The organism is Porcincola sp. LCP21S3_C12 (genome assembly GCF_052118625.1).
Classification (GTDB): Bacteria; Bacillota; Clostridia; order Lachnospirales; family Lachnospiraceae; genus Porcincola.
The window spans coordinates 164,671-188,771 of sequence record NZ_JBQKGW010000002.1 but is presented as its reverse complement, the minus strand read 5'-3'; the positions used below and the strand labels follow the sequence as shown (position 1 = coordinate 188,771).

General features: G+C 54.8%; 16 protein-coding genes and 2 tRNA genes. 13 read left to right on the top strand and 5 right to left on the bottom strand.

Annotated elements, in window-relative coordinates; all coding sequences use genetic code 11:
* Positions 1-269 precede the first annotated feature (269 nt).
* From ACTQ1N_RS01940 to ACTQ1N_RS01925, 4 genes are all read left to right on the top strand, one after another.
* Positions 270-1,319, top strand: a complete 1,050-nt coding sequence (locus ACTQ1N_RS01940; RefSeq protein WP_441954097.1) for a hypothetical protein — start codon at positions 270-272, stop codon at positions 1,317-1,319.
* Between the two features lie 44 nt (positions 1,320-1,363).
* Positions 1,364-1,789, top strand: coding sequence for a zinc ribbon domain-containing protein (locus tag ACTQ1N_RS01935; protein WP_154522684.1), 426 nt, complete (start codon positions 1,364-1,366; stop codon positions 1,787-1,789).
* Between the two features lie 77 nt (positions 1,790-1,866).
* On the top strand, positions 1,867-5,637 hold the full coding sequence (locus tag ACTQ1N_RS01930; protein WP_441954094.1) for a phosphoribosylformylglycinamidine synthase: 3,771 nt from the start codon (positions 1,867-1,869) through the stop codon (positions 5,635-5,637).
* Between the two features lie 7 nt (positions 5,638-5,644).
* The gene (locus tag ACTQ1N_RS01925) at positions 5,645-9,370 is read left to right on the top strand and encodes a CapA family protein (protein WP_441954092.1); all 3,726 of its coding nucleotides are present in this window, start codon (positions 5,645-5,647) and stop codon (positions 9,368-9,370) included.
* A 233-nt stretch (positions 9,371-9,603) separates the two neighbouring features.
* Here ACTQ1N_RS01925 and ACTQ1N_RS01920 read toward each other — a convergent pair.
* From ACTQ1N_RS01920 to ACTQ1N_RS01900, 5 genes are all read right to left on the bottom strand, one after another.
* Positions 9,604-9,677, bottom strand: a tRNA-Met gene (locus tag ACTQ1N_RS01920).
* A 22-nt stretch (positions 9,678-9,699) separates the two neighbouring features.
* Positions 9,700-9,772: transfer RNA gene (locus ACTQ1N_RS01915), tRNA-Val, on the bottom strand.
* 109 nt (positions 9,773-9,881) lie between these two features.
* Positions 9,882-10,601: a hypothetical protein gene (locus ACTQ1N_RS01910; RefSeq protein WP_320808264.1), complete on the bottom strand. Its 720-nt coding sequence runs from the start codon at positions 10,599-10,601 to the stop codon at positions 9,882-9,884.
* A gap of 95 nt (positions 10,602-10,696) precedes the next feature.
* Positions 10,697-11,416 (bottom strand): hypothetical protein, encoded by a 720-nt coding sequence (locus ACTQ1N_RS01905; RefSeq protein ID WP_441954090.1) that lies wholly within the window; start codon positions 11,414-11,416, stop codon positions 10,697-10,699.
* Between the two features lie 189 nt (positions 11,417-11,605).
* The gene (locus ACTQ1N_RS01900) at positions 11,606-12,109 is read right to left on the bottom strand and encodes a hypothetical protein (RefSeq protein WP_154522669.1); all 504 of its coding nucleotides are present in this window, start codon (positions 12,107-12,109) and stop codon (positions 11,606-11,608) included.
* A 189-nt stretch (positions 12,110-12,298) separates the two neighbouring features.
* Between ACTQ1N_RS01900 and ACTQ1N_RS01895 the strand changes: the two genes are divergently transcribed.
* The 9 genes from ACTQ1N_RS01895 to ACTQ1N_RS01855 all read left to right on the top strand — a co-directional run bounded on the left by ACTQ1N_RS01895 (position 12,299) and on the right by ACTQ1N_RS01855 (position 24,049).
* Positions 12,299-13,174, top strand: a complete 876-nt coding sequence (locus ACTQ1N_RS01895; RefSeq protein WP_441954088.1) for a zinc ribbon domain-containing protein — start codon at positions 12,299-12,301, stop codon at positions 13,172-13,174.
* On the top strand, positions 13,171-14,274 hold the full coding sequence (gene buk, locus ACTQ1N_RS01890; RefSeq protein WP_154522663.1) for a butyrate kinase: 1,104 nt from the start codon (positions 13,171-13,173) through the stop codon (positions 14,272-14,274). Before ACTQ1N_RS01895 ends, buk begins: the two co-directional genes overlap by 4 nt.
* A gap of 185 nt (positions 14,275-14,459) precedes the next feature.
* Complete coding sequence (gene asnB / locus ACTQ1N_RS01885) at positions 14,460-16,070, top strand: asparagine synthase B (protein WP_154522660.1); 1,611 nt, start codon at positions 14,460-14,462, stop codon at positions 16,068-16,070.
* 393 nt (positions 16,071-16,463) lie between these two features.
* Positions 16,464-19,034 (top strand): endopeptidase La, encoded by a 2,571-nt coding sequence (gene lon / locus ACTQ1N_RS01880; RefSeq protein ID WP_441954085.1) that lies wholly within the window; start codon positions 16,464-16,466, stop codon positions 19,032-19,034.
* 251 nt (positions 19,035-19,285) lie between these two features.
* Positions 19,286-20,446: a DUF4317 domain-containing protein gene (locus tag ACTQ1N_RS01875; protein WP_441954083.1), complete on the top strand. Its 1,161-nt coding sequence runs from the start codon at positions 19,286-19,288 to the stop codon at positions 20,444-20,446.
* A 2-nt stretch (positions 20,447-20,448) separates the two neighbouring features.
* Positions 20,449-21,006 carry a 2-C-methyl-D-erythritol 2,4-cyclodiphosphate synthase gene (ispF, locus tag ACTQ1N_RS01870; RefSeq protein WP_154522651.1) on the top strand — a complete coding sequence of 186 codons (558 nt, stop codon included), beginning with the start codon at positions 20,449-20,451 and terminating at the stop codon, positions 21,004-21,006.
* A gap of 246 nt (positions 21,007-21,252) precedes the next feature.
* Positions 21,253-22,014, top strand: coding sequence for a GNAT family N-acetyltransferase (locus ACTQ1N_RS01865; protein ID WP_441954081.1), 762 nt, complete (start codon positions 21,253-21,255; stop codon positions 22,012-22,014).
* Positions 22,015-22,193: 179 nt separating this feature from the next.
* The gene (gene cysS, locus ACTQ1N_RS01860; RefSeq protein WP_320809117.1) at positions 22,194-23,600 is read left to right on the top strand and encodes a cysteine--tRNA ligase; all 1,407 of its coding nucleotides are present in this window, start codon (positions 22,194-22,196) and stop codon (positions 23,598-23,600) included.
* Complete coding sequence (locus tag ACTQ1N_RS01855) at positions 23,585-24,049, top strand: Mini-ribonuclease 3 (protein ID WP_320809118.1); 465 nt, start codon at positions 23,585-23,587, stop codon at positions 24,047-24,049. The genes cysS and ACTQ1N_RS01855 overlap by 16 nt, the downstream gene beginning before the upstream one ends.
* Positions 24,050-24,101: the final 52 nt, after the last annotated feature.

The following is a 24,101-nucleotide window of genomic DNA, read 5'->3' as shown; positions in this document are numbered from 1 at the left end:
GTACGCGTATAAGTCCTACGCGTCCCTTCGCTGCTTTCGCAGCTTCCGGGCCGCTACAGGCATTCGCGTTCCCGCGCCGCTGACGCGTCGCTTCACGCTCATGCCTGTTGTCGTCACTAAAGAGCAGCCGGATACGCATGCAAGCATGCGACCTGGCTGCTCTTTGTGACTGGACTTATACACTGAAACATTATAAAATCTGGGTGCGAGTCTGCTGGATGTTGCGGAGGGGTTGTGCCTAAGCGGAGCAGGCGGATGGAGGTTTTATCATGATGAGAAATAGGACTGCGGCTGTTTGGCTGGCCGGGGTTTTGGCGATGGAGTGTGCCTTCGGAGCGGGGGCTGCACCGGCAGTGATCCTGGGAGAGTCGGAGACGGAGACTGCCTTGGAGGCGGCTGGCAGCGGGGAAAAGAATGCAATCGCGCTTTCACAGGGTGCAGCTCAGGAGGGCTCGACCGCAGCGATTTCCGGGGAGAAGACGAATGAAACAGAAGGCGCGTCTTCAGAAGGGAAGTCGGACGGAGCCGGACCGACGAATGCGGAGGCTGAGGGAATCACCGCAGAGGAGGCTGTCAGGCAGGCAAGGGCGCTCTATTCGAAGATGAAGCACTATGCGGAGCTGACGGACAACGAGAATTTTGCTTCCTGTTTTGAAACTGCGATGGATGCGGATACGCTTCAGAATCAGATGAAGTCTGTGAGTCAGGCGGAGGCGGAGACAAAGGCTCTCACGGGGCACAAAGATGTCTGCTTCCTGGATCCGACGAAAGACAAGACCCAGTCACCGTACTATTTTGGAGTCGGACTGACCGATTATGAGGTTGAGAAGGATGGTTCGGTACAGTGGTATTCAGTGCTGATGCGCATCGCAAAGTACAAGAACGGCTGGAAGGCGGCGGCACTTCCGGAGGGCAATTACTTTTCCGGGAAGTATCCGGAGGGGTACGAGGCTGCCCTTGGAAGCGGAAGAAATGCGGTTGACCTGTATCCTTATCTGGCTCTTCGATTCTCTGAAAAGGGTGTGTTCGACGGGGCGTTCTACAGTCTTGTGAATATGGCCTGGCAGAACACAGACGGCAGCCTCGGACTGGCTCTGTGGCTTGCTAACGGCCAGGATGGGACGAAGTGGTGCGACAGCATCGATCTGGTGCTGACCGATGGGACAAAGCAGGTGGCATCGGTGAACACGCCTGTTCAGCAGGCAGTCGAGGGCGGACAAAGCATGCTCGTTACAGTGAATATCCCGGCGGCCAATGTGAAGACAGGAACGGACAAGTGGAGCAGCCTGTCTGTTTCTTCCAATCTTCTTTATCAGTGATGTGAGAGCGTCGGAGCGAGGGCGTTCCGGCCCGGGGGACGGGTATGAGAGTTTGCAGAAAGTGCGGGGCTCCGCTCCGGAAAACGGATCATTACTGCAGCCAGTGCGGCGCGAGGGTTCCGGTAAGTCCGGAGGAGAAGAGGGCAGAGCGGCTTGAGAAACAGCAGAAGAAAGAACTGAAGAAAGTTCATTTTCGTACGGCACCCCCCGGACGCAGACGGGACCGGGCTCTTGACAGCTTTGAAGAATATGAGAATCGGTCCAAAGCCCTGAAAACAACAGTCAGAGCGCTGATCATCATCATCGTACTGACTGCCGCGGCAGTCCTGGGTTTTGCCTGGAGAGAACAAAAGTGGATGTTTCACCCAGGAACAGAAAAAAGCCGGCAGATTGTGCTTCAGAGTGAGGAGAGCGAGGCAGGCAAGGTGGAAAGTGAACTGAGAAAACAGCTGAATCAGCCAGACAGCTGATAAATTCAGATCTTATTTTTGGCAACCTGCTGTGTCTGGGAGACAGGCCAGCCCCACATCAAAGAGGAGAAGAGCGGATGAGTGTCAGAAGAGTCTATGCTGAGAAGAAGAAGGGGTTTCGCGGCGCGGCGGAGAGCCTGGCTCACGAGGTCAGGAATTATCTCGGGATTCCGGAACTGAAAGAGATCCGGATTCTGATTCGTTATGATGTCGAGAATATCAGCGATGAGGTGTTCCGGGAAGCCGAGAAGTGTGTCTTTTCGGAACCGCCTGTTGACGATCTCACGGAGGAAACCTTCCCTGTGGCAGATGACGAAAGGGTGTTTGCGGTCGAGTATCTGCCCGGACAGTTCGATCAGAGGGCGGATTCCGCCGAGGCCTGCGTGAAGCTTCTCGGAGAGAGAGGCGATGTCCGGATCCGCACAGCGACGGTTTATGTCTGCAGGGGGGCCCTCTCAGATGAGGAGATCGGCCGGATTGAGAGCTACGTGATCAACCCGGTTGATTCCAGACTGGCATCCCTGGAAAAGGCGGATACGCTCAAGCGCCGGTATGAACAGCCCGCAGACGTCAGTGTCTTTGATCATTTCCGCGCTCTTTCTGAGGAGAAACTCAGGTCGCTGTATGAATCCCTGAATCTTGCGATGACCTTCCGTGACTTTCAGTTCATCCAGACCTACTATCTGCAGGAGGCGCACAGAGATCCGACCGTAACGGAGATCCGTGTGCTGGACACCTACTGGTCGGACCACTGCAGACATACGACATTTGCAACGGAGCTCAGAACAATATCCATCGAAGATGGGCGATATAAAAAGCCGATTGAGGACACCCTCCGGCAGTATCTCTCCGATCGAAGGGCGGTTTACGGAGACAGAAAGGACAAATATGTCTGTCTGATGGACCTGGCGACCATGGGTGCCAGAGTCCTGAAGAAGGAGGGCAGACTGAGCGACCAGGAGGACACGGACGAAATCAATGCCTGCTCCATCGTGGTTCCGGTCAAAATCGATGGGAAGACCGAGGAGTGGCTTGTGAATTTCAAGAACGAGACGCACAACCACCCGACCGAGATTGAACCCTTCGGCGGCGCGGCAACCTGTCTGGGCGGCGCGATCCGCGATCCGCTTTCCGGCAGAACCTATGTCTATCAGGCGATGCGCATCACAGGTGCGGCGGATCCCCGTCAGCCGATCGGTGAGACGATGAACGGAAAGCTGCCGCAGAAGAAGCTGGTCCGGGAGGCTGCGCATGGCTACAGCTCCTATGGAAACCAGATCGGGCTGGCGACCGGATATGTAAAGGAATTTTATCATCCGAATTATGTCGCAAAGCGGATGGAGCTTGGCGCAGTCATGGCGGCGGCTCCGAGAAAGAACGTCCTCCGCGCGGATTCGAGACCGGGAGACGTAATCATTCTGCTCGGCGGACGGACCGGACGGGATGGAATCGGGGGTGCGACCGGGTCCTCGAAGGCACACAACGCGCAGTCGATCGAGGTGTGCGGGGCCGAGGTTCAGAAGGGGAATGCACCCACAGAGCGAAAGCTTCAGCGGATGTTCAGGAGACCGGAGGTTTCGAAGCTGATCCGCAAGTGCAATGATTTCGGAGCAGGCGGCGTGTCTGTTGCGATCGGGGAGCTGGCAGCCGGGCTTGTCATTGACCTTGACAAGGTTCCGAAGAAATATGCCGGACTTGACGGAACCGAGATTGCGATTTCGGAGTCTCAGGAACGGATGGCGGTCGTCATCGATCCGAAGGATGAGCCGGCTTTCATGAAATATGCGGCGGAGGAGAACCTTGAGGCCACGGAGGTGGCGAAGGTTACAGAGGAGCCCAGGCTGGTCATGAACTGGAGAGGGAAGACCATCGTCGATATTGAGCGGGCTTTCCTTGACACGAATGGAGCGCATCAGGAGACAGATGCCAGAATTGAAGAGCCTGATGAGCAGGCCCGGTTCTTTGAGAAAAAGCCGATCGACGAGGCGGAGGTCCGGGACAGGTGGCTCAGAAGTCTCTCGGATCTGAACGGCTGCTCGCAGAAGGGGCTTGTGGAGATGTTCGATTCCTCCATCGGTGCAGGGACGGTCCTCATGCCCTATGGCGGAAAGTATCAGCTGACAGAGACCCAGTCAATGGTTGCAAAGCTTCCAGTCCTGAAGGGAACATGTGACACGGTTACGATGATGGCAGCCGGGTTTGATCCCTGGCTTTCTTCCTGGAGCCCGTACCATGGCGCACAGTACGCTGTCCTGGAGTCTGTCGCGCGTATTGTTGCAGGCGGCGGAGACTGGAAGAAGATTCATTTTACCTTCCAGGAGTATTTCAGAAGGATGAGCACGGACCCGGAGAGATGGAGCCAGCCGCTGGCGGCACTGCTCGGGGCGTACGCCGCACAGCGGGGATTCGGTCTTGCCTCCATCGGCGGGAAGGATTCCATGTCAGGAACATTTGACGACATTGATGTGCCGCCGACACTCGTATCGTTCGCGGTCGATGTCAATGAACTTGGCAATATCATCTCACCGGAGCTGAAGAAGGCGGGATCAAAGCTTGTCCTGATCCAGGTCCCGAGGGATTCATACGATCTCCCGGACTATGAGGCGGCAAAAGAGCAGTATGGCAGGTTCTTTGAGGATGTGAAGGCCGGAAGAGTGATTTCTGCCTATGCGATTGACCGGATGGGGGTCGCGGCTGCCCTGTCAAAGATGGCGTTCGGCAATCATCTCGGCTTTCGGATCGAGCATTCGGTTGCACCTGAGGATCTGTTCTTCCCGGATTTCGGCGCAATTGTGGCAGAAGTACCGGACGGGAAGGTCTCAGAGCTTCAGACAGCCTATACGGTGGTCGGTGTTGTGACGGATGACCGGAAGCTGTCCTACAGGAGCATCACAATTCCGGTAGAGGAGGCGATATCCTCCTGGACTGGTACGCTGGAGCAGGTCTTCCACTCGCACCCGGGCAGGCCGGAGAAAAGCGCAGAGGCACCGGAAAAGCTTCCGATCTGCGAGGTGCCGCAGATTTCAGTCTGCACACATCATTTTGCACAGCCGAATGTCTTTATCCCGGTCTTCCCGGGAACGAACTGTGAGTATGATTCGGCCAAGGCCTTTGATGCTGCGGGAGCCAACACGGATGTGAAGGTTCTGCGGAGCCGGACAGCGGAAGAAATATCGGAATCGATCGATGAGTTTGCGGCATCGATCGACAAAGCCCAGATCCTCATGTTCCCGGGCGGATTTTCCGCAGGAGATGAACCGGATGGCTCTGCAAAGTTTTTTGCAACCGCCTTCCGAAACGAGAAGTTGAAGGAGGCTGTCACAAGGCTTCTGAACGAACGCGATGGTCTCATACTTGGCATCTGCAACGGTTTTCAGGCCCTGATCAAGCTGGGGCTTGTGCCGTATGGCGGGATCGTCGGCCAGAAGGAGGATTCTCCGACGCTGACCTTCAATACCATTCACAGGCACATTTCGAGAATGGTATATACAAAGGTCGTTTCAAAGAAGAGCCCCTGGCTCAGCAGGGCAGAGGCAGGCGGTGTGTATGTGAATCCGGCTTCCCACGGTGAAGGCCGGTTCGTGGCGGATGAGGCCTGGGTACGGAAGCTGCTTGAAAATGGACAGGCAGCGACGATGTACTGCACACCGGAAGGAACGGTCACATCTGACAGTGAGTGGAACGTGAACGGCTCGGTCTGCTGTATTGAGGGGATCACGAGCCCGGACGGGCGGATCTTCGGAAAGATGGCACATGTCGAGCGCAGAGGCGACGGCGTCGCAATCAATATCAGCGGCGAGCAGGATATGAAGGTATTTGAGAGTGGCGTTGACTACTTCAGGGTGTAAATGATTCATGGATAACGAAGAAATCAGGGAGCTTCTGAAGGAGCTTAAGGAAACATCAGACGAGAGTACGGCCGTAAGATCGAGGGTTGTGAAGATTCATTTCGACACGCGCCAGGAAGCGGAACGCCGGGCGCGTGAGAGAGAGAAGGCTCGGGAAGAAGCGGAAAGACAGCGCGAGAAGGAAGAGCAGGAGGAAAAAGAGCGGCAGGAAGCACTCAGCCGGAAGGCGGAGGAGCAGACTGAAGCCATTGTCAGTGAGGCAAAAGCGGAAGCTTCTGCGGCGTTCTCACCGGATCTTTCCACCGATATGGAGAAGCTGGAGGAGAAAAAGCCGGAGGAAACACAGCCGGAAGAGACAGATCTGAAGCTTCACTGGGGGATTGCGCGTCTTCCGAAGAGGGGCGAGACCTCTGTCCGAGAAGCCGCGCAGCGGTGGCAGCCGCCGAAGGAAAACGGCAGCTCCGAAGGGACGGCGAAGGAGGACGAAAATCCGGAAGAAGAAAACCCGAAAGAGATATCTGAACCGGATTCCCTCCCCGGGCGTCTGGCTGAGAGAATCCGGGGCGGATTTGGAAGCCTGATCCAGCGCCTTTCCCGTGAGGATGAGAATCAAGATCAGGAAGGCGTACAGGAGGGATCGAAAGAAAAACGGAGATGGAATGACAGCCGTGACGACGATCCGGATGAGGAAGACGCGTTGGATGAGGATGAGTTCGGAGATGAGGAGGAACCGGAGCCATATGCGCCGGAGCCGCAGCCGGAAGGACGATCAGAGGAAGACGATATCGGAAAGCTTCTGTATGGAGTGCCGGCATCTCCGGAGATAGAGATGAGAGAGATTCATGCCCCGCAGCCTGAGGACGCATCCGAGAGGACAGAAACCGGCGCGGGAGCATCAGCGTCTGTCAGAGCGGGAACGCAGGACCAGAAAACATCAGCGTCTGTGCCGGAAGCATCACGAAAAACGGAGCAGCCGACAGGCACTGCCGGTATCGAGTCAGACCGGCCTGAGGACGACTGGAAGAGGCGAATGGAGCAGCCTCCGCGTTTCAATCTTCGTCATGTCCGGATTCCGGATCTCCCGGTGAAGCAGTGGGTCCGCCCGGATGACGGGAAGAAGGAAGAGGAGCAGGCGGGTGCATTAAGGCGATCTCAGGAAAAGGATCTGTCCCTGGATGATTTTGAATCGGATGAGGCAGACTTCCGGTCTGAGAGATCGGCCGGGGAACCGGAAGGGGCGAAGAGACGGTTACGGAATGAAGAATCTTCGCTTTCAAAAATGCTTGAACGTGTGTCAGGTCTTTTTGGAACGAAGAGGAAAAGCGCGGCAGCCAGGAATCCGGAGGACAAACAGCCGATTGCGGAGGATGAGTCTGTACAGCCGGCTGATACAGCTGATGAAAATCCGCAGAAGACCACAGAAGCTGAAGAACCACAGCCGGAGATGAAGCCTGTCGTCAGCTGGCAGGACGGAACTCAGCCGGAGATGAAGCCTGCCGTCAGCTGGCAGAACGGAAATCAGCCGGACGGCGAGCGTGCTCACCTGGCCGAGGGGGGTGAAGCGTCTGCAGCGGATCAGACACCGGCAGCGATGCCGCGAAGCATCGAGGTTGTCAATCTGAATGAGAATGCCAACCATAAACAGGTTGAGGTTATAGACCTTGATGGCTCAAAGACAGGTCCTCTGCCTGATCTGTCTGCCGCAGACAGCGGAAGCAGGAGAACGCAGGAAGGCGGGCGCCGTTTCCTGAAGGAAGCAGGGAGGAACTCAGGAGGATTCCTGGACGGTTTGAGCGGCAGGCTTTCCAAACTGAGAGCAGGGAAAAGCAGACAGGGAAAGAACCAGGCAAGCGTTTCGGAGATTCTCGGAACAGATCCGCGGGCAGAGCTGGCTTCAGCAAAAGCAGCCGGGATGAGGGAGACGACCCCGCAGGCCAGAAAAAAGAGAGGTCTGATCATGGCAGGCTTCCTGGCAGCAGGAATCCTCCTTGCCGTGCTTCTGATTTTCTGGGCGGCAGGTTCCGGCACGGACGGGTCCGCGTCCTCGTCAGGAAGCGGCATCACAGCGGACGAGGGACTGACAGTCCGTATCCGGCGGCAGCCGACATCGTATACAACCTCCGGTGATGTGACCCTTTCGGTCCGTGCCCCGAAGACCATCCAGTCAATCACCGTTAATGGGGATGCAGTCAAGTTTTCCGGAGATAAAAAGACGGATATCACCGTTCAGGCAGCAACCGGGACGCTGAAACTGATGGTTGTGTCGACAGACAAGGTCCGGAATGCCACGGTAAAGCTGGCATATGTGGATGCAGATCCGCCGGTTGTCACGGTTCATGAATCTGCCGGAAAGGTGACACTGGAGGCAACAGACGACTCATCCGGTGTGGCAGGCATCTACTATGGCGTGACGGGTCCTGCGTCGGATGTGCCGCTCTATCAGGCCTACACGCAGCCCTTTGAAGAAGAGAAGAACCAGGTTTACTGGTGGTATGCAGTTGACAAGGCAGGGAATATGACAGCCCCAGTGAGCGGAACGTTCACCGAGGCTGAGTCTCTCTCATTCTCAAAGAAGAGCTATTTTGTCACGCCGGGCAGCTCGATGACCATCCATGCGGATGTCAGACCGAAGAATGCGTATGTCAATCATCTTACATATACATCCTCGGATGAGAAGGTATTCCGGATCGATCAGGGGAACATCATTGTTCCGGTTTCTGAAGGGAAGGCAAAGGTGACGGCGTCTGCGGACGGCCTTCCGGATACGACAGCCGAGATTACTGTGTCGGACGCGAAAACGGTAACGATTACAGCAGTCGGAGACTGTACCCTCGGGACGGATCCGTCCCTGGCGGCTGACACCAGTTTCCCGGCTTTCCAGGCTGTCCACGGAGACAGCTATTTCTTCCAGAATGTGCGTGATATCCTCAGCCAGGACGATCTGACCATCGCGAATTTTGAGGGAACCCTGACGACATCCGATCAGAGGGCGAACAAGAAGTTTACATTTAAGGGGGACCCGGCTTATACGGCGATTCTGAAAGACGGGAGCATCGAGGCGGTGACACTTGCCAACAATCACACGATGGATTACGGCGAGCAGGGGCTGAAGGATACTGAGGATGCACTGACCGGCGCAGGGATTGCATGGTGCAGCGGAAATGATATCGCCTATCAGGAACTGAATGGAGTCAAATGTGCATTTATCGGCATCTATGCAGTTGAGAACGGGCTGGAGAGCCTGGACCAGCTGAAAAGCGCTGTTAAGCAGGCGAAAGCGGAGAATGCCCAGCTTGTGGTTGTTGACTTCCACTGGAATTCAGAGCTGGTCGAGGAGCCAAATGAGGATATGGTGACGCTGGGACATGCGGCAGTTGATGCCGGCGCGGATCTGGTCGTCGGCTCCCATTCCCACATCGTGTCCGGCATTGAAAAGTACAATGGGAAGTTCATTGTGTATGGACTTGGAAACTTCTGCTTTGGCGGGAATCTGCACCCGAGAGACATGGACGCTATGATGTTCAGACAGACCTTTACGGTCACCGGAGATGGCGCGCAGAAGGATGACAATATCGCTATTATTCCAGTCTGCGTCAGCTCGGACAGCAGTTATAATAATTACCAGCCGACACCGGTATCCGGAAGCGCGGCGGATCAGATCATGCAGAAGATCGATGCGCGGAGCAGGCAGTTCGAGACGACATGGGATTCGTACATGAAAGAGGCATCCTGAGCAGGAAAAAAGCGAAAAGTCCGGCGGAATCTTCCGCCGGACTTTTGCATTTCAGGAGGATATACCATGTCAGGACACAGAAGACAGCGGCAGTCATACAGACAGGAACACATACAGACAGGAACAGTACTCGATTCGGCGACTCCGCCGTCATCTCGTGCTCCGCGCTTGATGATGAGCGGACGCCAGGAGTTTTCACAAAAAAAGGGAAGCCTGCAAAGGCTTCCCAGACGTAGCGGAGAGGAGATTCGAACTCTTGACACTGCGGGTATGAACCGCATGCTCTAGCCAACTGAGCTACTCCGCCATATATGGATTCTGACTTCTGATGGGACCTACAGGGCTCGAACCTGTGACCCCCTGCTTGTAAGGCAGATGCTCTCCCAGCTGAGCTAAGATCCCACAATCTTCAATCAGAATGACAATCTGTTCTCTCGAACGCGATGACTTTGCTATCATACATGCCGGGAGACAGATTGTCAAGATGTTTTATAAAAATATCGGCAAAAATTCAGCCCTCATCCGCTTCGGTCTCAGATTCACGGTAGTAGGTACCGTTGATGGCAGACTGCGAGGCATCATCTCCGCCCACCGTCACCTTGAGAATGTCTCCCGAGACGGAAAATGTGATTGTGTAGTCATCATCTCCTTTGTACACAGCTGTCTGTCCGGAAACCTGTGCACTGCCATGGATACCGCAACTGGCGAAAGAAAAGGACAAATCGGTGTCATTGTCAAGGCTGAGTGTGACGGATTCGCTGTCGTCCTCCTTGCTGAAGGAGCCGGTAAACTGATCAACACCCTGCTGTGTATCGCTGGAATCATCATCCGCATCTGCGTCATAGACGGAAGGAGTATCATCCTCAGCACCATTCTGATGCTGCTCATCGTAGGTGACGATGTCCCCTCTGTCGGACGTACCGGAGCCTGCCGATGTCTGACTCTGCGTGGTACTCTGTGTATTCTGGGCAGCTTGGCCTGCTGATGGCTGACCAGCCTGGTCTGTCGTCCCGGTCTGCCCGTCTGCTGATGAAAGAACGAGATCCGGACGAGCATCCGCTGAACCGGACGAGGCTGCTGACTGGGTGGCAGAACCGCCCTGCGCTGCAGGGGTCTGGCTGCCGCTGCTCAGATTGCCGGACTGTGTACTGGTACAGCCGGAGAGAAGCACGCCTGTCAGGCTGAGGACAGCTCCGAGCAAAACGCCATACTTTCCATATCTTTTGATCATTCGAAGTTACCTCCTGTCATCCCTTTATACCATTAATCGGCTGCTTTGTCACAGGTACAGGAGAAACTTAAGAAAAATATGCGGAAGACGGGACATTATCCGACCCGGGCAACAAGAGAGGGAACAGAAGACTCAGCGTCAGCTTGAGCCGGCCTCTCCGGACATTCGGAAGCCGGACTTGCCGGAGGTTGTGACGGAAGACAGGCAAGTGTTGTAAAAATGACCGGAGCTGACAGACAGTCAGGAAAGAAACGGCCTGAGCGTTCGATTTCCCGGTGCCGGCGGACAAGATTTCGCCTCGAGCGCCCGGCGTCGGGAGAAAGGTTTTCATAGACTGTCTCGGCGTTGAGGCCGTTCCAGGAGGGCCGGTTCCGATAGATCTGGATGGAGGACCACCAGTAGTCAAAGGCAGCCCGTACATAGCCCAGATCCCGTGCAACAAGGTGGACATAGATCAGGGCATCCACGATTTCATCCTTGCCGTTCAACAGACAGAGGGTGAGTTTCAGGTTTGAGCCATTCTGAAAGAATCGGCGGTCATCCTGTGTCAGACAGTCAGTTTTCAAATAATGCTGAAGGATGATGAGAACATCCCGGCAGGCCTCTTCTTCTGTATAGGCTCCGAACTTACCAATCACCAGGAAAGCCCGGTCGCTGAAAATGGAGAAGGCATATACTTCGATCCCGAGCCGGCGTTTTTCGTCAAGGACAGAGTCGATGAACTGTTTCTTGCTGGCTTCGTCCCACAGAAGCATGCTGCCGAATTCCATCATGATGTAAACGACTTGATTGCCGGATAAGAGTCGTGGCGCCATGTCATCTCCTTTCACTGCACTCCGGGTCAGACTGATTTATGGATCAGACGATTGTGCAGAATGAAAACAGTTAAACAATAATAGGAACAGATATCATGATAACAGGGAAAAAGATGAAAGACAAATGGACAAATTATATGAAAAATTAGAATAATATATAGAAAACGTGCATAAATAATCTTTTTTCAGTCAGAAAAGACGGTTGTCTGACAGGACTGACGCGGAGGATGCGTCTGAAGAGGGTAGATTCAGAGATGGAAGTTCATCGATGATTTTCGATGCCAGAAGGGCACGCTTGATCATATATGCGGTTTCCGGATAACGGATTTCGACATCGGACAGACTGGAACTGTCGTAGGGACGGCCGCTGACGAAGGCATTCACAAGCTTCCAGATTTCCTCCGCTTCCAGATTGTGCTCGGCGTGTGCTTCTGCCTGCTCGATCTGACCCTGGTCCCGCATCAGATGCAGACGGAAATCATGCTCAATCAGCGTCGCGTTCAGGGTTTCAAGCATCATGGAAAAGTGCTCTGTGTCCCAGGCAGAAAGGTACATACACTTGCAGAGCCCCTTGGTGAAGAATGGCTTGTCAAAATAACAATCCAGAAGATCGTAGAAGCGGTGTCTGTGCCCGTCATTCTCAAACAGGTTATGATGTGCCAGATTAAGGATACACTTTTCTGTCCACTTCATGACGAACGCTCCCCCTCGAAGATCCTTCCTTTGATATTGACCACTATAGCGATTTTTAAGCTGACAGACAAGCCCTTGACACGCAGAATCCCCTCGCTCATAATCGGGAATAAATGAAGGCATCGGACGGCTGGAAGATGCATCGGACAGCCGGAATCAAAGTGGAAAAGCTGGAAGCGAGGTGTCAGTATGGGTTGGAGCAATCTGGGACAGAAACTTGCCAGGATCGGACGCGATACAAAGAATGGTGTTCAGAAGATGAGCGACAGCGTCTCCATCAAGGGACGAATCTCTGCAGAGAAGCGTGCTCTTGAAAGACTTTTTGCAGTCATCGGGGAAAGTGTCTACAAGGAGAATCCGGACAGTCCGAGGAACGGACTGGAGGATGAGTATGCGGCTGTAAAGGTTGCATATGCGAATATCGAAAAGTATTCAAAGCAGCTTGACGAGGTCAACGGGATTGTCTACTGTCCGAACTGCGGCAAGCCGGCTGATCCGGGAGACAAGTTCTGTGCGAAGTGCGGGGCAAGACTGTCGCCGGAGGAAGGGGCCGGGGCAAAGGTTGCCCAGGATTTTCGGGAAGTCGGGCAGGAAGTCGGGAAGCTTGCGGGAAGTGCAGCAGACAAAACAGGAGAGTTTTTCGGGAGCGCGGCGGCAAAGACGAAGAACGGGTTCACAAGCCTGAAGGAGCGCAGTGCGAAGTTTGTGAAGGATACGTCCAGAAAGCTGACCCGAAGGATGGAGGATGTCCCACAGGATCCGGAGCTGACCGGAAATCTCCAGGCAGAGCAGACGGAGACGGGCGTAGACACGGAAGCGCAGTCGGCAGATGCAGCACTGGCGCAGCAGGCAGCAGATACCGAGGTACCAGCACATCAGGCGAAAGACACTGAAATACACGCGCAGCAGGCACCAGACATTGAAGTGCCCGCGCAGCAGGCAGAGGCAGAAACTGCAGAGACACCTGCCGCAGAACAGGAGAAGGCAGCAGAAGCGTTTGCAAAGGATATGAAACAGGCAGATAAGACTGCGGAGGATGGAAAGGACAGGAAAGCAGAGTCATGACGCGTACATACCGGATCTTCATCATCAACCCCGGATCGACATCCACCAAACTGTCGCTATTTGAGAATGATAAAAACATCTATACGACAGACGTCTTCCACGACTCGAAGGTTCTTCTTTCATTTCCAACCATCAATGACCAGCTGGATTACCGCATGAAGGTTATCTACGATTTCCTGAAGGAGGATCACATCGACCTGACCGGCATCGATGCGGTTGTCGGCCGGGGCGGGGGCTGCTATGCGGTGCCCGGAGGCATATACCAGATCGATGAGCGGCTGATTGCGGATACAAGAGCGGCCAGGGGCGGGCTGTACCACGCGTCCATGCTGGGCGTCCAGATGGCGAACGAGGTGCATCAGAAATACGGTGGAATCATGATCATGATGGATCCTCCGGTTGTTGACGAGCTCTGCGATGATGCGCGTATCACAGGACTGAAAGGGGTCTACAGACGGGCGGTCTCTCATGCCCTGAACCTGAAGGCGACAGCCAGAACCCACGCAAAACGGATGGGAAAGCGGTATGAAGACTGCAACTTCATCGTCTGTCATATCGACGGCGGCATATCGGTGACGGCACATGAACATGGAAGGATGATCGATGGAAATGATGCCGGCGGTGGTGAGGGACCATTTACGCCGACCAGAATGGGCAGCCTTGCGGTGACGGACGGAAGGCGGGTTCTGCTTGGCCGCACGGACCGCGAGATCCGGGATCTCTGCTCACAGGCGGGCGGCCTGTCCTCCTGGTTTGGAACATCCAACTCTGACAAGGTGCATCGGATGGTTGAGAATGGCAATGAGACAGCCATCCGGGTCTGGAATGCGATGATCTACCAGATCATCAAGTGGATCGGGATGATGAGCACACCGCTGAAGGGGCAGGTTGACGCCATCCTTCTGACCGGCGGACTGCTCCGGTTCCCGGAGATCGGAAAACGGATCGAAGAAAGCTGCAGTTTCATAGCCCCGGTGTACCAGTATCCGGGTGAGTTTGAGCAGGAGGCGATGGCAGCCGGTGCCATGCGGATTCTGACCGGCGAGGAGCAGGTGAAGACTTATCCGGGCAAACCAGTCTGGAGCGGTTTTGACAGCTGACAAGGCTGACAAAAAAATTTCGGGAGCCCTCCGATTTCCGAAAGAAATGCTTTGACATTCTGCATGATTGGTGGTATTGTCTTCCATAACAGCGAAGGCGCTGACAGATGGGTTCATCTGTCAGCGCCTTTTTTGCTTCCAGAATCAATACGCAGGTCGTTTTGCAGGCATCGGGAGGGTTCACTATGTGTTCGATCATGTGTTTCACAGATAAGGCACTGAAGCCGGATGAGTTCCGGGAGGCGTTTGACCGCACGATTCCGCGCGGACCGGACAAAAGCGCGATCACAGAGACTGCGTCGGGATATCTGTGTTATCACCGGCTGGCGATCATGGATATGTCAGACAGAGGCATGCAGCCGTTTGTGAAGGATGGCAACATGGCGATCTGCAACGGTGAGATTTACGGATTCCGCATCCTGATGGGGCAGCTGAAGAACCTGGGATACAAGTTTTCCTCCGTTTCAGACTGCGAGGTCCTTCTTCCGATGTATGAACAGTATGGAACCAGGATGTTCCGCAAGCTGGATGCCGAGTACGCTCTCGTGATTTATGACGGGGCGCATGACCGTTATATCGCAGCACGTGACCCGATCGGGATTCGCCCGCTGTTCTACGGTTTTTCGAAGAAAACCGGATCGATCATATTTGCTTCGGAGGCCTGCAACCTTATTGGCCTGTGTGACCGCATCAAGCCATTTCCGCCCGGATACTACTACATCGGAAAGGCCGGGGCAAAAGAGGGTGAGGGCATCTTCACCCGCTATATGGACATCACGACGGTCGAGGACTACAACCAGGACAGCCTTGAAATCGCATGCCGGACGATCCGCGAAAAGCTGATCAAGGGAGTTGACAAGCGGCTGGATGCCGACGCACCGCTGGGCTTTCTGCTCTCAGGCGGACTCGACTCATCGCTTGTCTGCGCCATATCCGCAAAGATCCTTGGGAAGAAGATCCGGACCTTCGCAATCGGGATGGACAAGGATGCCATAGACCTGAAATATGCGAGGGAGGTTGCAGACTTCATCGGCGCCGAGCACACGGAGGTCTATATGACTGCGCAGGAGGTGATTGACTATCTGCCGACGGTCATCAAGACACTTGGAACCTGGGATATCACGACGATCCGTGCAAGCATGGGTATGTATCTGTGCTGCAAGGCGATTCACGAGCAGACAGATGTCCGGGTTCTGCTGACCGGGGAGATTTCCGACGAACTGTTCGGCTATAAGTACACAGACTTTGCGCCGACGGCGGAAGCCTTCCAGGCGGAGTCCAAGAAGCGTGTCGATGAGCTGTACATGTATGACGTCCTTCGTGCGGACAGATGCATCGCGGACAACAGTATCGAGGCGCGTGTTCCATTCGGAGATCTGGAATTCGTGCACTATGTCATGAGTATCAATCCGAAGATGAAGATGAACACCTATAACATGGGAAAGTATTTACTCAGACATGCCTTCGAGAAGGACCATATTCTTCCGGAGAACATTCTGTGGAGGCAGAAGGCAGCCTTCTCTGATGCGGTCGGACACTCGATGGTCGATGACCTGAAGGCCTACGCCGAGACAAAGTATACAGATGAGGAGTTTCAGAAACGCGCGGCGAAGTACGGTTACTGCAGGCCGTTTACAAAGGAAAGCCTGCTGTACCGCGAGATTTTCGAGGAATACTACCCGGGACAGGCGGAAATGATCAAGGATTTCTGGATGCCGAATAAAAGCTGGAAGGGCTGCGACGTCAACGATCCGTCCGCCCGTGTTCTCTCCAACTACGGAGACAGCGGTGTCTGAAAAGTGAACAACAGGCAGCGAAGCAGCCCGTCAGGGCTGCTTTTTTTATGATGGCTGCCGTTCATCATCGAGTGCGGAGTACGAGATAACGACGGAGCCTCCGAATCGAGGTCTGTGTATTTCACCTGTTCTTCAAATTGTGCAAAATTAAATTTGCTGCATATTTATTAGCACTCATGTATTGACACTGCTAACAAGCAGTGCTATTGTACTGTATGAGTCCAGCTGCGATGCCTTTGCCGAAGGCAGTGAAGCAGTGCGGGACTCATACAGTACGGCAGGGCCTGAGTGACAGCGGCAGGTATGAGTATGGAAACGCTGCGAAAGCAGTGCGGGAACTCATACAGCATGAATGGCCCGAATGAAATGAGAGAAGATAAGGGGGAATCGCGAATGATTACAGTACCTGTTTATAACATGATCATACTCCCGAATATTTCGCTGACCTTTAAGAAAGACTTTTTTGACGATGCGTCCACGACAGACATCCATGAGGGGGACGACGTCCTTTTCGTTTTTCAGAAGGAATCCAAGAAAAAGGAAAACCTGACGAAGGACGATTTCTATCCGATCGGAGTCTCAGGCAGAGTTCAGTCGGTTGATTCGGATGGAGATGTGACGATCGAAACACTGGGACGGATGGATCTCGGAGAGGTTGAGATCAGCGGTGAGGAGATTTATGTGCCTTCCGTCCTGCGCGAGGATGTTCAGGATGTTCCGGAAGAGGAGATGAACAAGCGCCTCAACGCCATGAAGGGAAGATTGTTTGAATTCCTGAAGAAGTTCCCATGGGGGCTGATGGCACGGCAGTACGTCAACCGGTGGAAGAGCCTTGAGGAGGCTGCTACAGCGCTGTCCTCCTATCTGAGCCTGGATCCGGAGGAACGCTTTCATTTTCTCGAGGTGAACAAGGAATCGGAGCGCCTCGACATGATTGAGAAGGCTATCTACGGGTTTATCGCGGAGTCCGATGTCACCAGCGAGGCGGAGGACGCAGCGAAGAAGACGAACGAGAAGCTCTACCGGGAGGATGCGCTGAAGAAGCAGATTGATTTCTTGCAGAAGCAGCTCGATGAGATGCATCCGGAGAATGTCTCCGATGTGCGCCGCTTCCAGGAAAAGATCGAGAAGTCCGGCATGAACGAGACCGCCCGCAAGGAGGCGGACAAGGTTCTGCAGCGGATGAAGCAGGAGGGGAAGGAAGGCCATGAGTACGGAATGCTTTATGACTACCTGGACTTCGTGACCTCGCTTGACTGGAAGAAAGCAAGATCGAAGAAAATTGACCTGAAAAAGGCGCAGGAGATCCTGGATGAGGATCACTATGGACTGAAGAAGGTCAAGAACCGTGTGATTCAGCAGCTTGCGGTCATGAGCCTGAACAGGAAACAGTCCGGCTCGATTCTTCTGTTTGTAGGAGCGCCTGGAACCGGCAAGACGAGCATCGGACAGAGCATCGCAAAGGCACTTGGAAGAAAGTATGTCCGCATTTCTCTTGGAGGCGTGCGCGACGAGGCGGAAATCAGAGGCCACCGCAGAACCTATATCGGGGCAATGCCCGGACGAATTATGAATGCAATGAAGACAGCCGGTACCTCGAATCCGGTCATCGTGCTGGACGAGGTAGACAAGCTGAGCCGGGACTACAACGGCGATCCGGCGTCTGCTCTCCTCGAGGTGCTCGATCCGGAGCAGAACTTCAGCTTCACGGATCACTACATGAATGTTCCATATGATCTGTCGGATGTACTGTTTGTCTGCACGGCGAACACGACGGACACAATCCCGGAACCGCTGCTGAACCGTATGGAGGTCATCCAGTTCCCGGGATACACAGCGGTTGAGAAATTCCAGATCGCAAGGCGTCATCTGCTTCCGAGGGCAATGAAAGCAGCCGGAATTACACCTGACCAGCTTGAGGTAACCGATGACGCGATCCGGACTGTCATATCGGGATATACGATGGAGTCCGGTGTCCGCGGGCTGAAGAAGCAGATGGACACGCTCTGCAGATACGCGGCTGTCCGGATTGTGGAGCAGTCCCAGGAGAGCACGGACAAGAAGTCAACTGCCCTGAGTCTGCCGCAGGACGGGGCAGACAGAAGAGGTGCCGCAGGGACCGGTAAAAGTGATCACCCGGCACTTCGGATTGTGGTCGGAAAGGATGATGTGCGGCAGTATCTGGATCAGCATCCGATCCACCATGACTCTATCCTGGAGGAGAAGAAGCCTGGCATCGTGACAGGACTCGCTTGGACGGCGGCAGGCGGGGAGATTCTTTTCATTGAGACACTGTTCACCAAGGGGAACGGGAAAGTGATCATCACCGGGCAGCTCGGCGATGTGATGAAGGAATCGGTGCAGATCGCGATCTCCCTTGTCAAGGCCATGTATCCGGACAAGGAAGAGCTTTTCGAGAAAAATGATCTTCACATCCATGTTCCGGAGGGCGCGATCCCGAAGGACGGACCTTCCGCCGGGATCACGCTGACGACAGCGCTGGCATCCCTTGTCACAGGCAGGGAGGTCAGCCCGGAGTGGGCAATGACCGGAGAGGTGTCGCTTCGCGGAGGAGTCATGCCGATCGGAGGCCTTCCGGAGAAGCTGATGGCCGCGCAGCGGGCAGGAATTAAGCGCGTCTTCGTTCCATATGAGAATGTGGAGGATCTCGACGAGGTCGCAGATGAGGTGAAGGAGGCACTGGAGATCTTCCCGGTCAGGAAGGTACGGGATGTGCTGGAAAAACTGAACCTGGAACCCGACCAGTCTGACGGCACCGGAAAGGGCGGGACTTCGGGAAAGAAGGGCGGATCCGCGAAGAAGAAGGCGGAAAAAGCATCCATACCGGCAGATCCATTTGGCAACCTGAAGGCGTTCTGGGGCGAGAAAGGTGTGGCGGAGGTGCCGCTCAGACCGCTTGACACAGGAAGAGCACCGCAGGTACATGAGGAGACCGGACGCTGACGAAGCGTAGATTCATGCCGCAGGCAGACCGCTGCCTGCGGCTTTTTTATGAAGGTGACCGCTCATCATCGAGCGCGGAGCACGAGATGACGGGGGAGCTGCCGGCGGACGCGTCCTTGCCCGAGGGGTGTTTCTCTGATAAAATGTTCAGCGGTGCCGCGAACCGCTTAATAACGGGCTGATCAGGCTGACTGAGGATGGGGATCGTGCGGTACCAAGGGGATGAATATGAAAACAGGGGATTATGAATCATGAACAAGAAGGAAATATCAGAGATCAAGAAACAGCTGACGGTGCAGAAGAATACCTTCACCCGCATCACAGGCTGTTATGTCAGTGCCGAGAAAGAGAAGATTACAACGTTCTCGCAGATGTTTCAGCGTCTGGAGGAAGAGGAGATGTTCAAGTACTTTGAAATCTTCCGCAAAACCCTGTCCGGGACGCTGGGGAAAAATCTGATCAACATGGACTTTCCGATGGAGAGCGAGGAGGAGGACGGGACGCAGGCATTTCTGTACCGCCTGGCGAAAAGCGAGCTGGAGGACGAGGAGCTTCTGGATGCTTTCTATAATAAGGTCATCGAAAGCTATACGACCGGCGAAAACTATTTGATCCTTCTTCTGTACAACAACTATGATGTTCCGGGGAAGACGACGGATGAGATCGAGATGCTGGATGCGTCCAGCTCCGTGTTCAGCTACTTCCAGTGCGCGATCTGCCCGGTCGATCTTTCGAAGCCGGCACTTTCCTATGCCCCGGCAGAGCAGGTGTTCAAAAACCGGGAGCGGGACTGGGTGGTGGCGATGCCGGAGGTTGGTTTCATGTTTCCGGCTTTCAATGACAGAGCGGCGGATATTCACCATACGCTCTACTACTCGAAGGATTCGGAGGATCTCCACTTCGATCTGACGGACAAGCTGCTGGGCTGCCAGGCACCGCTTTCCGCAGGACTTCAGAAGGAAGCATTTCAGACGGTCGTTGAGGAGACGCTCGGCCGGGACTGCAGCTTTGAGACAGTGCGGAACCTGCACGACAGTCTCCAGGAAATTCAGCAGCAGGCGAAGGACGCGGACAGCCCGGACCCGGTTTCACTCGACAAGGTCACGATGCGGAATTTGCTTGAGAAGAGCGGCGCCAGCCCGGAGGACATGCACGCATTTGACCAGAGCTTCGAGGAAAATGCAGGCGAGAAGGGAACGCTGATGCTTTCCAATGTCTGCAGCAGCCGGAAATTCGAGGTCCATACGCCGGATGTCACGGTGACGGTCAGCCCGGACCGGACAGACCTGGTCCGCACGCAGATCATCGACGGGCGGGAATGCCTTGTCATCCCGATCTCGGATGATGTGCAGGTCAACGGCATCACAGTGAAGCACCTGACGCCCGGTGCGGACGGACAGAAAGGGGAATAAGCATGAGAGTCGGAACCGGTTATGACGTGCACAGACTTGTCGAGGGAAGAAAACTCATCCTCGGCGGAGTGGAGATTCCGTATGAGAAGGGACTCCTTGGACACTCGGATGCAGATGTGATCCTGCATGCGATCATGGACGCTCTGCTCGGCGCGGCAGCGCTGGGGGACATCGGGCAGCATTTTCCGGACAAGGATCCGGCCTATGAAGGCATATCCAGCCTGAAGCTTCTGGGAAAGGTTGCAGAGCTTCTGGATGAGCACAACTACGTGATCGAGAACATTGACTCGACAATCATTGCGCAGAGACCAAAACTGATGCCCTATCTGCCGCAGATGCGGCAGCATGTTGCGGATACGCTTCATCTGGACCTTTCCCAGGTCAGCATCAAGGCGACAACGGAGGAGGGACTTGGATTCACAGGAAATGGAGATGGCATCGCCGCACAGGCAGTCTGCTGCCTCTCCAGCCTCCGGGATGCAGTTACAGATGACAGAATGCAGCCGGCTGGCGGCTGCGCAGCCTGCCCGCGGACACGCATGGCACAGAACGGCGTCTGAGGACGGCAGGGCTCAGCCTGCAGTCAGGAACAGGAGACGGCACGCAGCATGAAGGTGAATGCCGGGCACCTGAGAATGGCAGGGTTTAACCGGCAGTCAGGCAGGCGGATGCATGGAAGCGGCATGGCGCAGAGCGGCGGCTGAACCTGCCAGATGGGAAGATGAAGCCGGGGCCGGGCAGCAGGGTGACACGCCGGGCGGCTTCGGCGCACAGAAGGCCAGTGAAAAATAGGCGGAAAGGACTGCATGGAATTTCTGAGACTTCCGAGAGAACAGAATATCCTGACGAAACCGCTGTATGAGGAGGTTTTTCCGGAGGATAAAGGGGCGTTCTCGGACTATTATTACCAGGAGGTTGCCCCGGAGAGCGCGATCTATGCGGCCCGACAGGCCCGGGAGGATATCTGCTCAATGGTGCATCTGAATCCGACGAGACTTCTCTGGAACGGTGAACAGATCACGATTCCTTACATTGTTGCGGTGGCAACGAGAAAGGAGCTTCGGCACAGAGGACTGATGCGAAGCCTTCTGGACATGATTTTCCGGGACCTGGAGGCAGAGGGGGTTCCATTTGCCTTCCTGATGCCGATTGACGAAGCCATCTACAAGCCGTTTGGGTTTGAGAGAACCTGGAGCTGGCAGTGGGAGGAACATGTGCTCTGCGGGGAGACAGGAGGAGACAGGAAATATGTGGCAGCCGCCTCGCTGAGTGACGGAGAGCTGGCTTCTTTTGCGGATCGTGTCAACCGCACACTGAGCAGGCGCTTTGAACTGTTCACGGAACGTTCTCTTTCCTATTACAGACGTCTCGAGAAGGAACAGAGGGCTTCCGGCGGGAAGCTGCAGATTCTGCTGGAAGGCGGAAAGCCGGCTGCGGCGGTTCAGACTGCAAGGGAAGCCTATCCGCCGATGATGTGCCGGATCATGAACCGCGAAGCGTATGAGAGACATCTGCGCTCTGCTTCTGACACGCCCTTCAGACACGCATACGTCTGTGAAGTTGTCTGAAAGGCAGGATGAGCAAAAGACGGGCAGATCGGATGACCGTCTTGCCCGCAGCACCTTAGGGACTGTCCGGGAGATGTGACGACTGCCTCTGGCTGATATTGACAAGCGAAAGCGGGACAGATACACTGAAAAGTGCTGAAAAATGCACGTTTATCAAACATTCTGTGAGGAGATTGACCATGCTTCTTTACAACACACTGACAAAAAAACGAGAGGAATTTGTCCCGATCACGCCGGGAAAGGTCTCGATGTATGTCTGCGGACCGACCGTCTACGACTTCATTCACATCGGGAATGCCCGGCCGATGATCGTCTTCGATACACTGAGACGCTATTTTGAACACAAGGGCTACGAGGTCAACTACGTTTCCAATTTTACCGACGTGGATGACAAGATCATCAAGAAGGCGAATCAGGAAGGCGTCACGGCAGCGGAGATTTCCGAGCGCTACATCAAGGAATGCAAGAAGGACATGGAAGGGATGAATGTCCGGCCGGCGACAACCCATCCGCGTGCGACGCAGGAGATCGGCGGCATGATCAGCATGATTGAGGAGCTGATTGAGAAGGGATATGCCTACGAAGAGGACGGAACCGTCTACTTCAGCACGCGCAAGGATCCGGGATACGGGAAGCTTTCCCACAAGAACCTGGACGATCTTCGCTCCGGAGGCCGGGATCTCAAGGTGACGGGCGAGGACGAGAAGCATGACCCGCTTGACTTTGTGCTCTGGAAGCCGAAGAAGGAAGGCGAACCGTTCTGGAATTCACCGTGGGGCGAAGGCAGACCGGGCTGGCACATCGAGTGCTCCGTCATGGCAAAGCATTATCTGGGAGATACGATCGATATCCATGCCGGCGGGGAAGATCTGGTGTTCCCGCACCATGAGAATGAAATTGCACAGTCCGAATGCGCAAATGATGTTCCATTTGCACACTACTGGCTCCACAATGCGTTTCTGAACATTGATAACCGCAAGATGTCCAAGTCGCTCGGAAACTTCTTCACAGTCAGGCAGATCGGGGAGAAGTACGATCTGATGGTCCTTCGTCTGTTCATGCTCAGCGCGCACTATCGTTCCCCGCTGAACTTCTCGAAGGAGCTGATGGATTCCGCAAAGGCAGCATACGAGCGGATCACGAACGCTGTCGACAACCTGGATTATCTTCTGTCTGTTGTAAAGACAGAGGCTGCATCCGACGAGGAGAAGAAGAAAATCGCCGAGGTAAAGGGGTTCACGGAGAAGTTTGACGCGGCGATGGACGATGATGTGAATACAGCGGACGCGCTTTCCGTTGTCTTTGACCTTGTCCGTTTTGCGAATGCCGAGGCATCGGCAGAGAGCTCGAGGGAATTTATCGGGGCGGTCAAAGAGGAGCTTCTGGAACTGTGCGATATTCTTGGCCTGAAGGTCGAGAAGAAGAAGGAGGTTCTTGATTCTGAGATCGAGGAGCTGATTGCACAGCGACAGGCAGCCAGAAAGGCAAAGGACTTCGCAAAGGCAGACGCGATCCGCGATCAGCTCCAGGGAATGGGAATCACTCTCCTCGATACCCGGGAAGGGGTCAAATGGAAGAAAGCGTGACGGTTCTGAAGACGGCGGAGGACTCCGACGTTGCGGATCTGCAGACAATTGTCGATCATTACTGCAGGCTGCCGCAGAAGGACTGGATGCAGTATTCTCCCCTGACGCTTGCCTGGATCGGCGATACCGTGTTTGATCTGATTGTGCGGACAGCGCTCGTGAAGCAGGCAAATATGCAGACAGAGAAGCTTCACAGGCAGGCGGCTGCCCTTGTGAATGCCAGAATGCAGGCGGAGGGAGCGCTTCGAATCCGTGCGTCTTTCAGTGCGGAAGAAGAAGCTGTCTATAGAAGGGGCAGGAATTCAAACCCTCATCACACCGCGAAGAATGCAGACAGGGAGCAATACCTCGAGGCAACCGGCTTCGAGGCACTGCTTGGTTATTTATATCTGAGGAGACGTTACAGCCGGATCATGGAGCTGGTTAAGGCCGCATATCCGGCTCTGTAAGCATGGAAAGGGCAGAATATACAGCGCGGGTTGAGCCCGGTCCTGCGGGCGG

Bases quoted from the DNA above. Each gene is read 5' to 3' on its own strand.
- ACTQ1N_RS01940 (WP_441954097.1), top strand. From the start codon at position 270: ATGATGAGAAATAGGACTGCGGCTGTTTGGCTGGCCGGGGTTTTGGCG.
- ACTQ1N_RS01935 (WP_154522684.1), top strand. From the start codon at position 1,364: ATGAGAGTTTGCAGAAAGTGCGGGGCTCCGCTCCGGAAAACGGATCAT.
- ACTQ1N_RS01930 (WP_441954094.1), top strand. From the start codon at position 1,867: ATGAGTGTCAGAAGAGTCTATGCTGAGAAGAAGAAGGGGTTTCGCGGC.
- ACTQ1N_RS01925 (WP_441954092.1), top strand. From the start codon at position 5,645: ATGGATAACGAAGAAATCAGGGAGCTTCTGAAGGAGCTTAAGGAAACA.
- ACTQ1N_RS01910 (WP_320808264.1), bottom strand. From the start codon at position 10,601: ATGATCAAAAGATATGGAAAGTATGGCGTTTTGCTCGGAGCTGTCCTC.
- ACTQ1N_RS01905 (WP_441954090.1), bottom strand. From the start codon at position 11,416: ATGGCGCCACGACTCTTATCCGGCAATCAAGTCGTTTACATCATGATG.
- ACTQ1N_RS01900 (WP_154522669.1), bottom strand. From the start codon at position 12,109: ATGAAGTGGACAGAAAAGTGTATCCTTAATCTGGCACATCATAACCTG.
- ACTQ1N_RS01895 (WP_441954088.1), top strand. From the start codon at position 12,299: ATGGGTTGGAGCAATCTGGGACAGAAACTTGCCAGGATCGGACGCGAT.
- buk (WP_154522663.1), top strand. From the start codon at position 13,171: ATGACGCGTACATACCGGATCTTCATCATCAACCCCGGATCGACATCC.
- asnB (WP_154522660.1), top strand. From the start codon at position 14,460: ATGTGTTCGATCATGTGTTTCACAGATAAGGCACTGAAGCCGGATGAG.
- lon (WP_441954085.1), top strand. From the start codon at position 16,464: ATGATTACAGTACCTGTTTATAACATGATCATACTCCCGAATATTTCG.
- ACTQ1N_RS01875 (WP_441954083.1), top strand. From the start codon at position 19,286: ATGAACAAGAAGGAAATATCAGAGATCAAGAAACAGCTGACGGTGCAG.
- ispF (WP_154522651.1), top strand. From the start codon at position 20,449: ATGAGAGTCGGAACCGGTTATGACGTGCACAGACTTGTCGAGGGAAGA.
- ACTQ1N_RS01865 (WP_441954081.1), top strand. From the start codon at position 21,253: ATGGAATTTCTGAGACTTCCGAGAGAACAGAATATCCTGACGAAACCG.
- cysS (WP_320809117.1), top strand. From the start codon at position 22,194: ATGCTTCTTTACAACACACTGACAAAAAAACGAGAGGAATTTGTCCCG.
- ACTQ1N_RS01855 (WP_320809118.1), top strand. From the start codon at position 23,585: ATGGAAGAAAGCGTGACGGTTCTGAAGACGGCGGAGGACTCCGACGTT.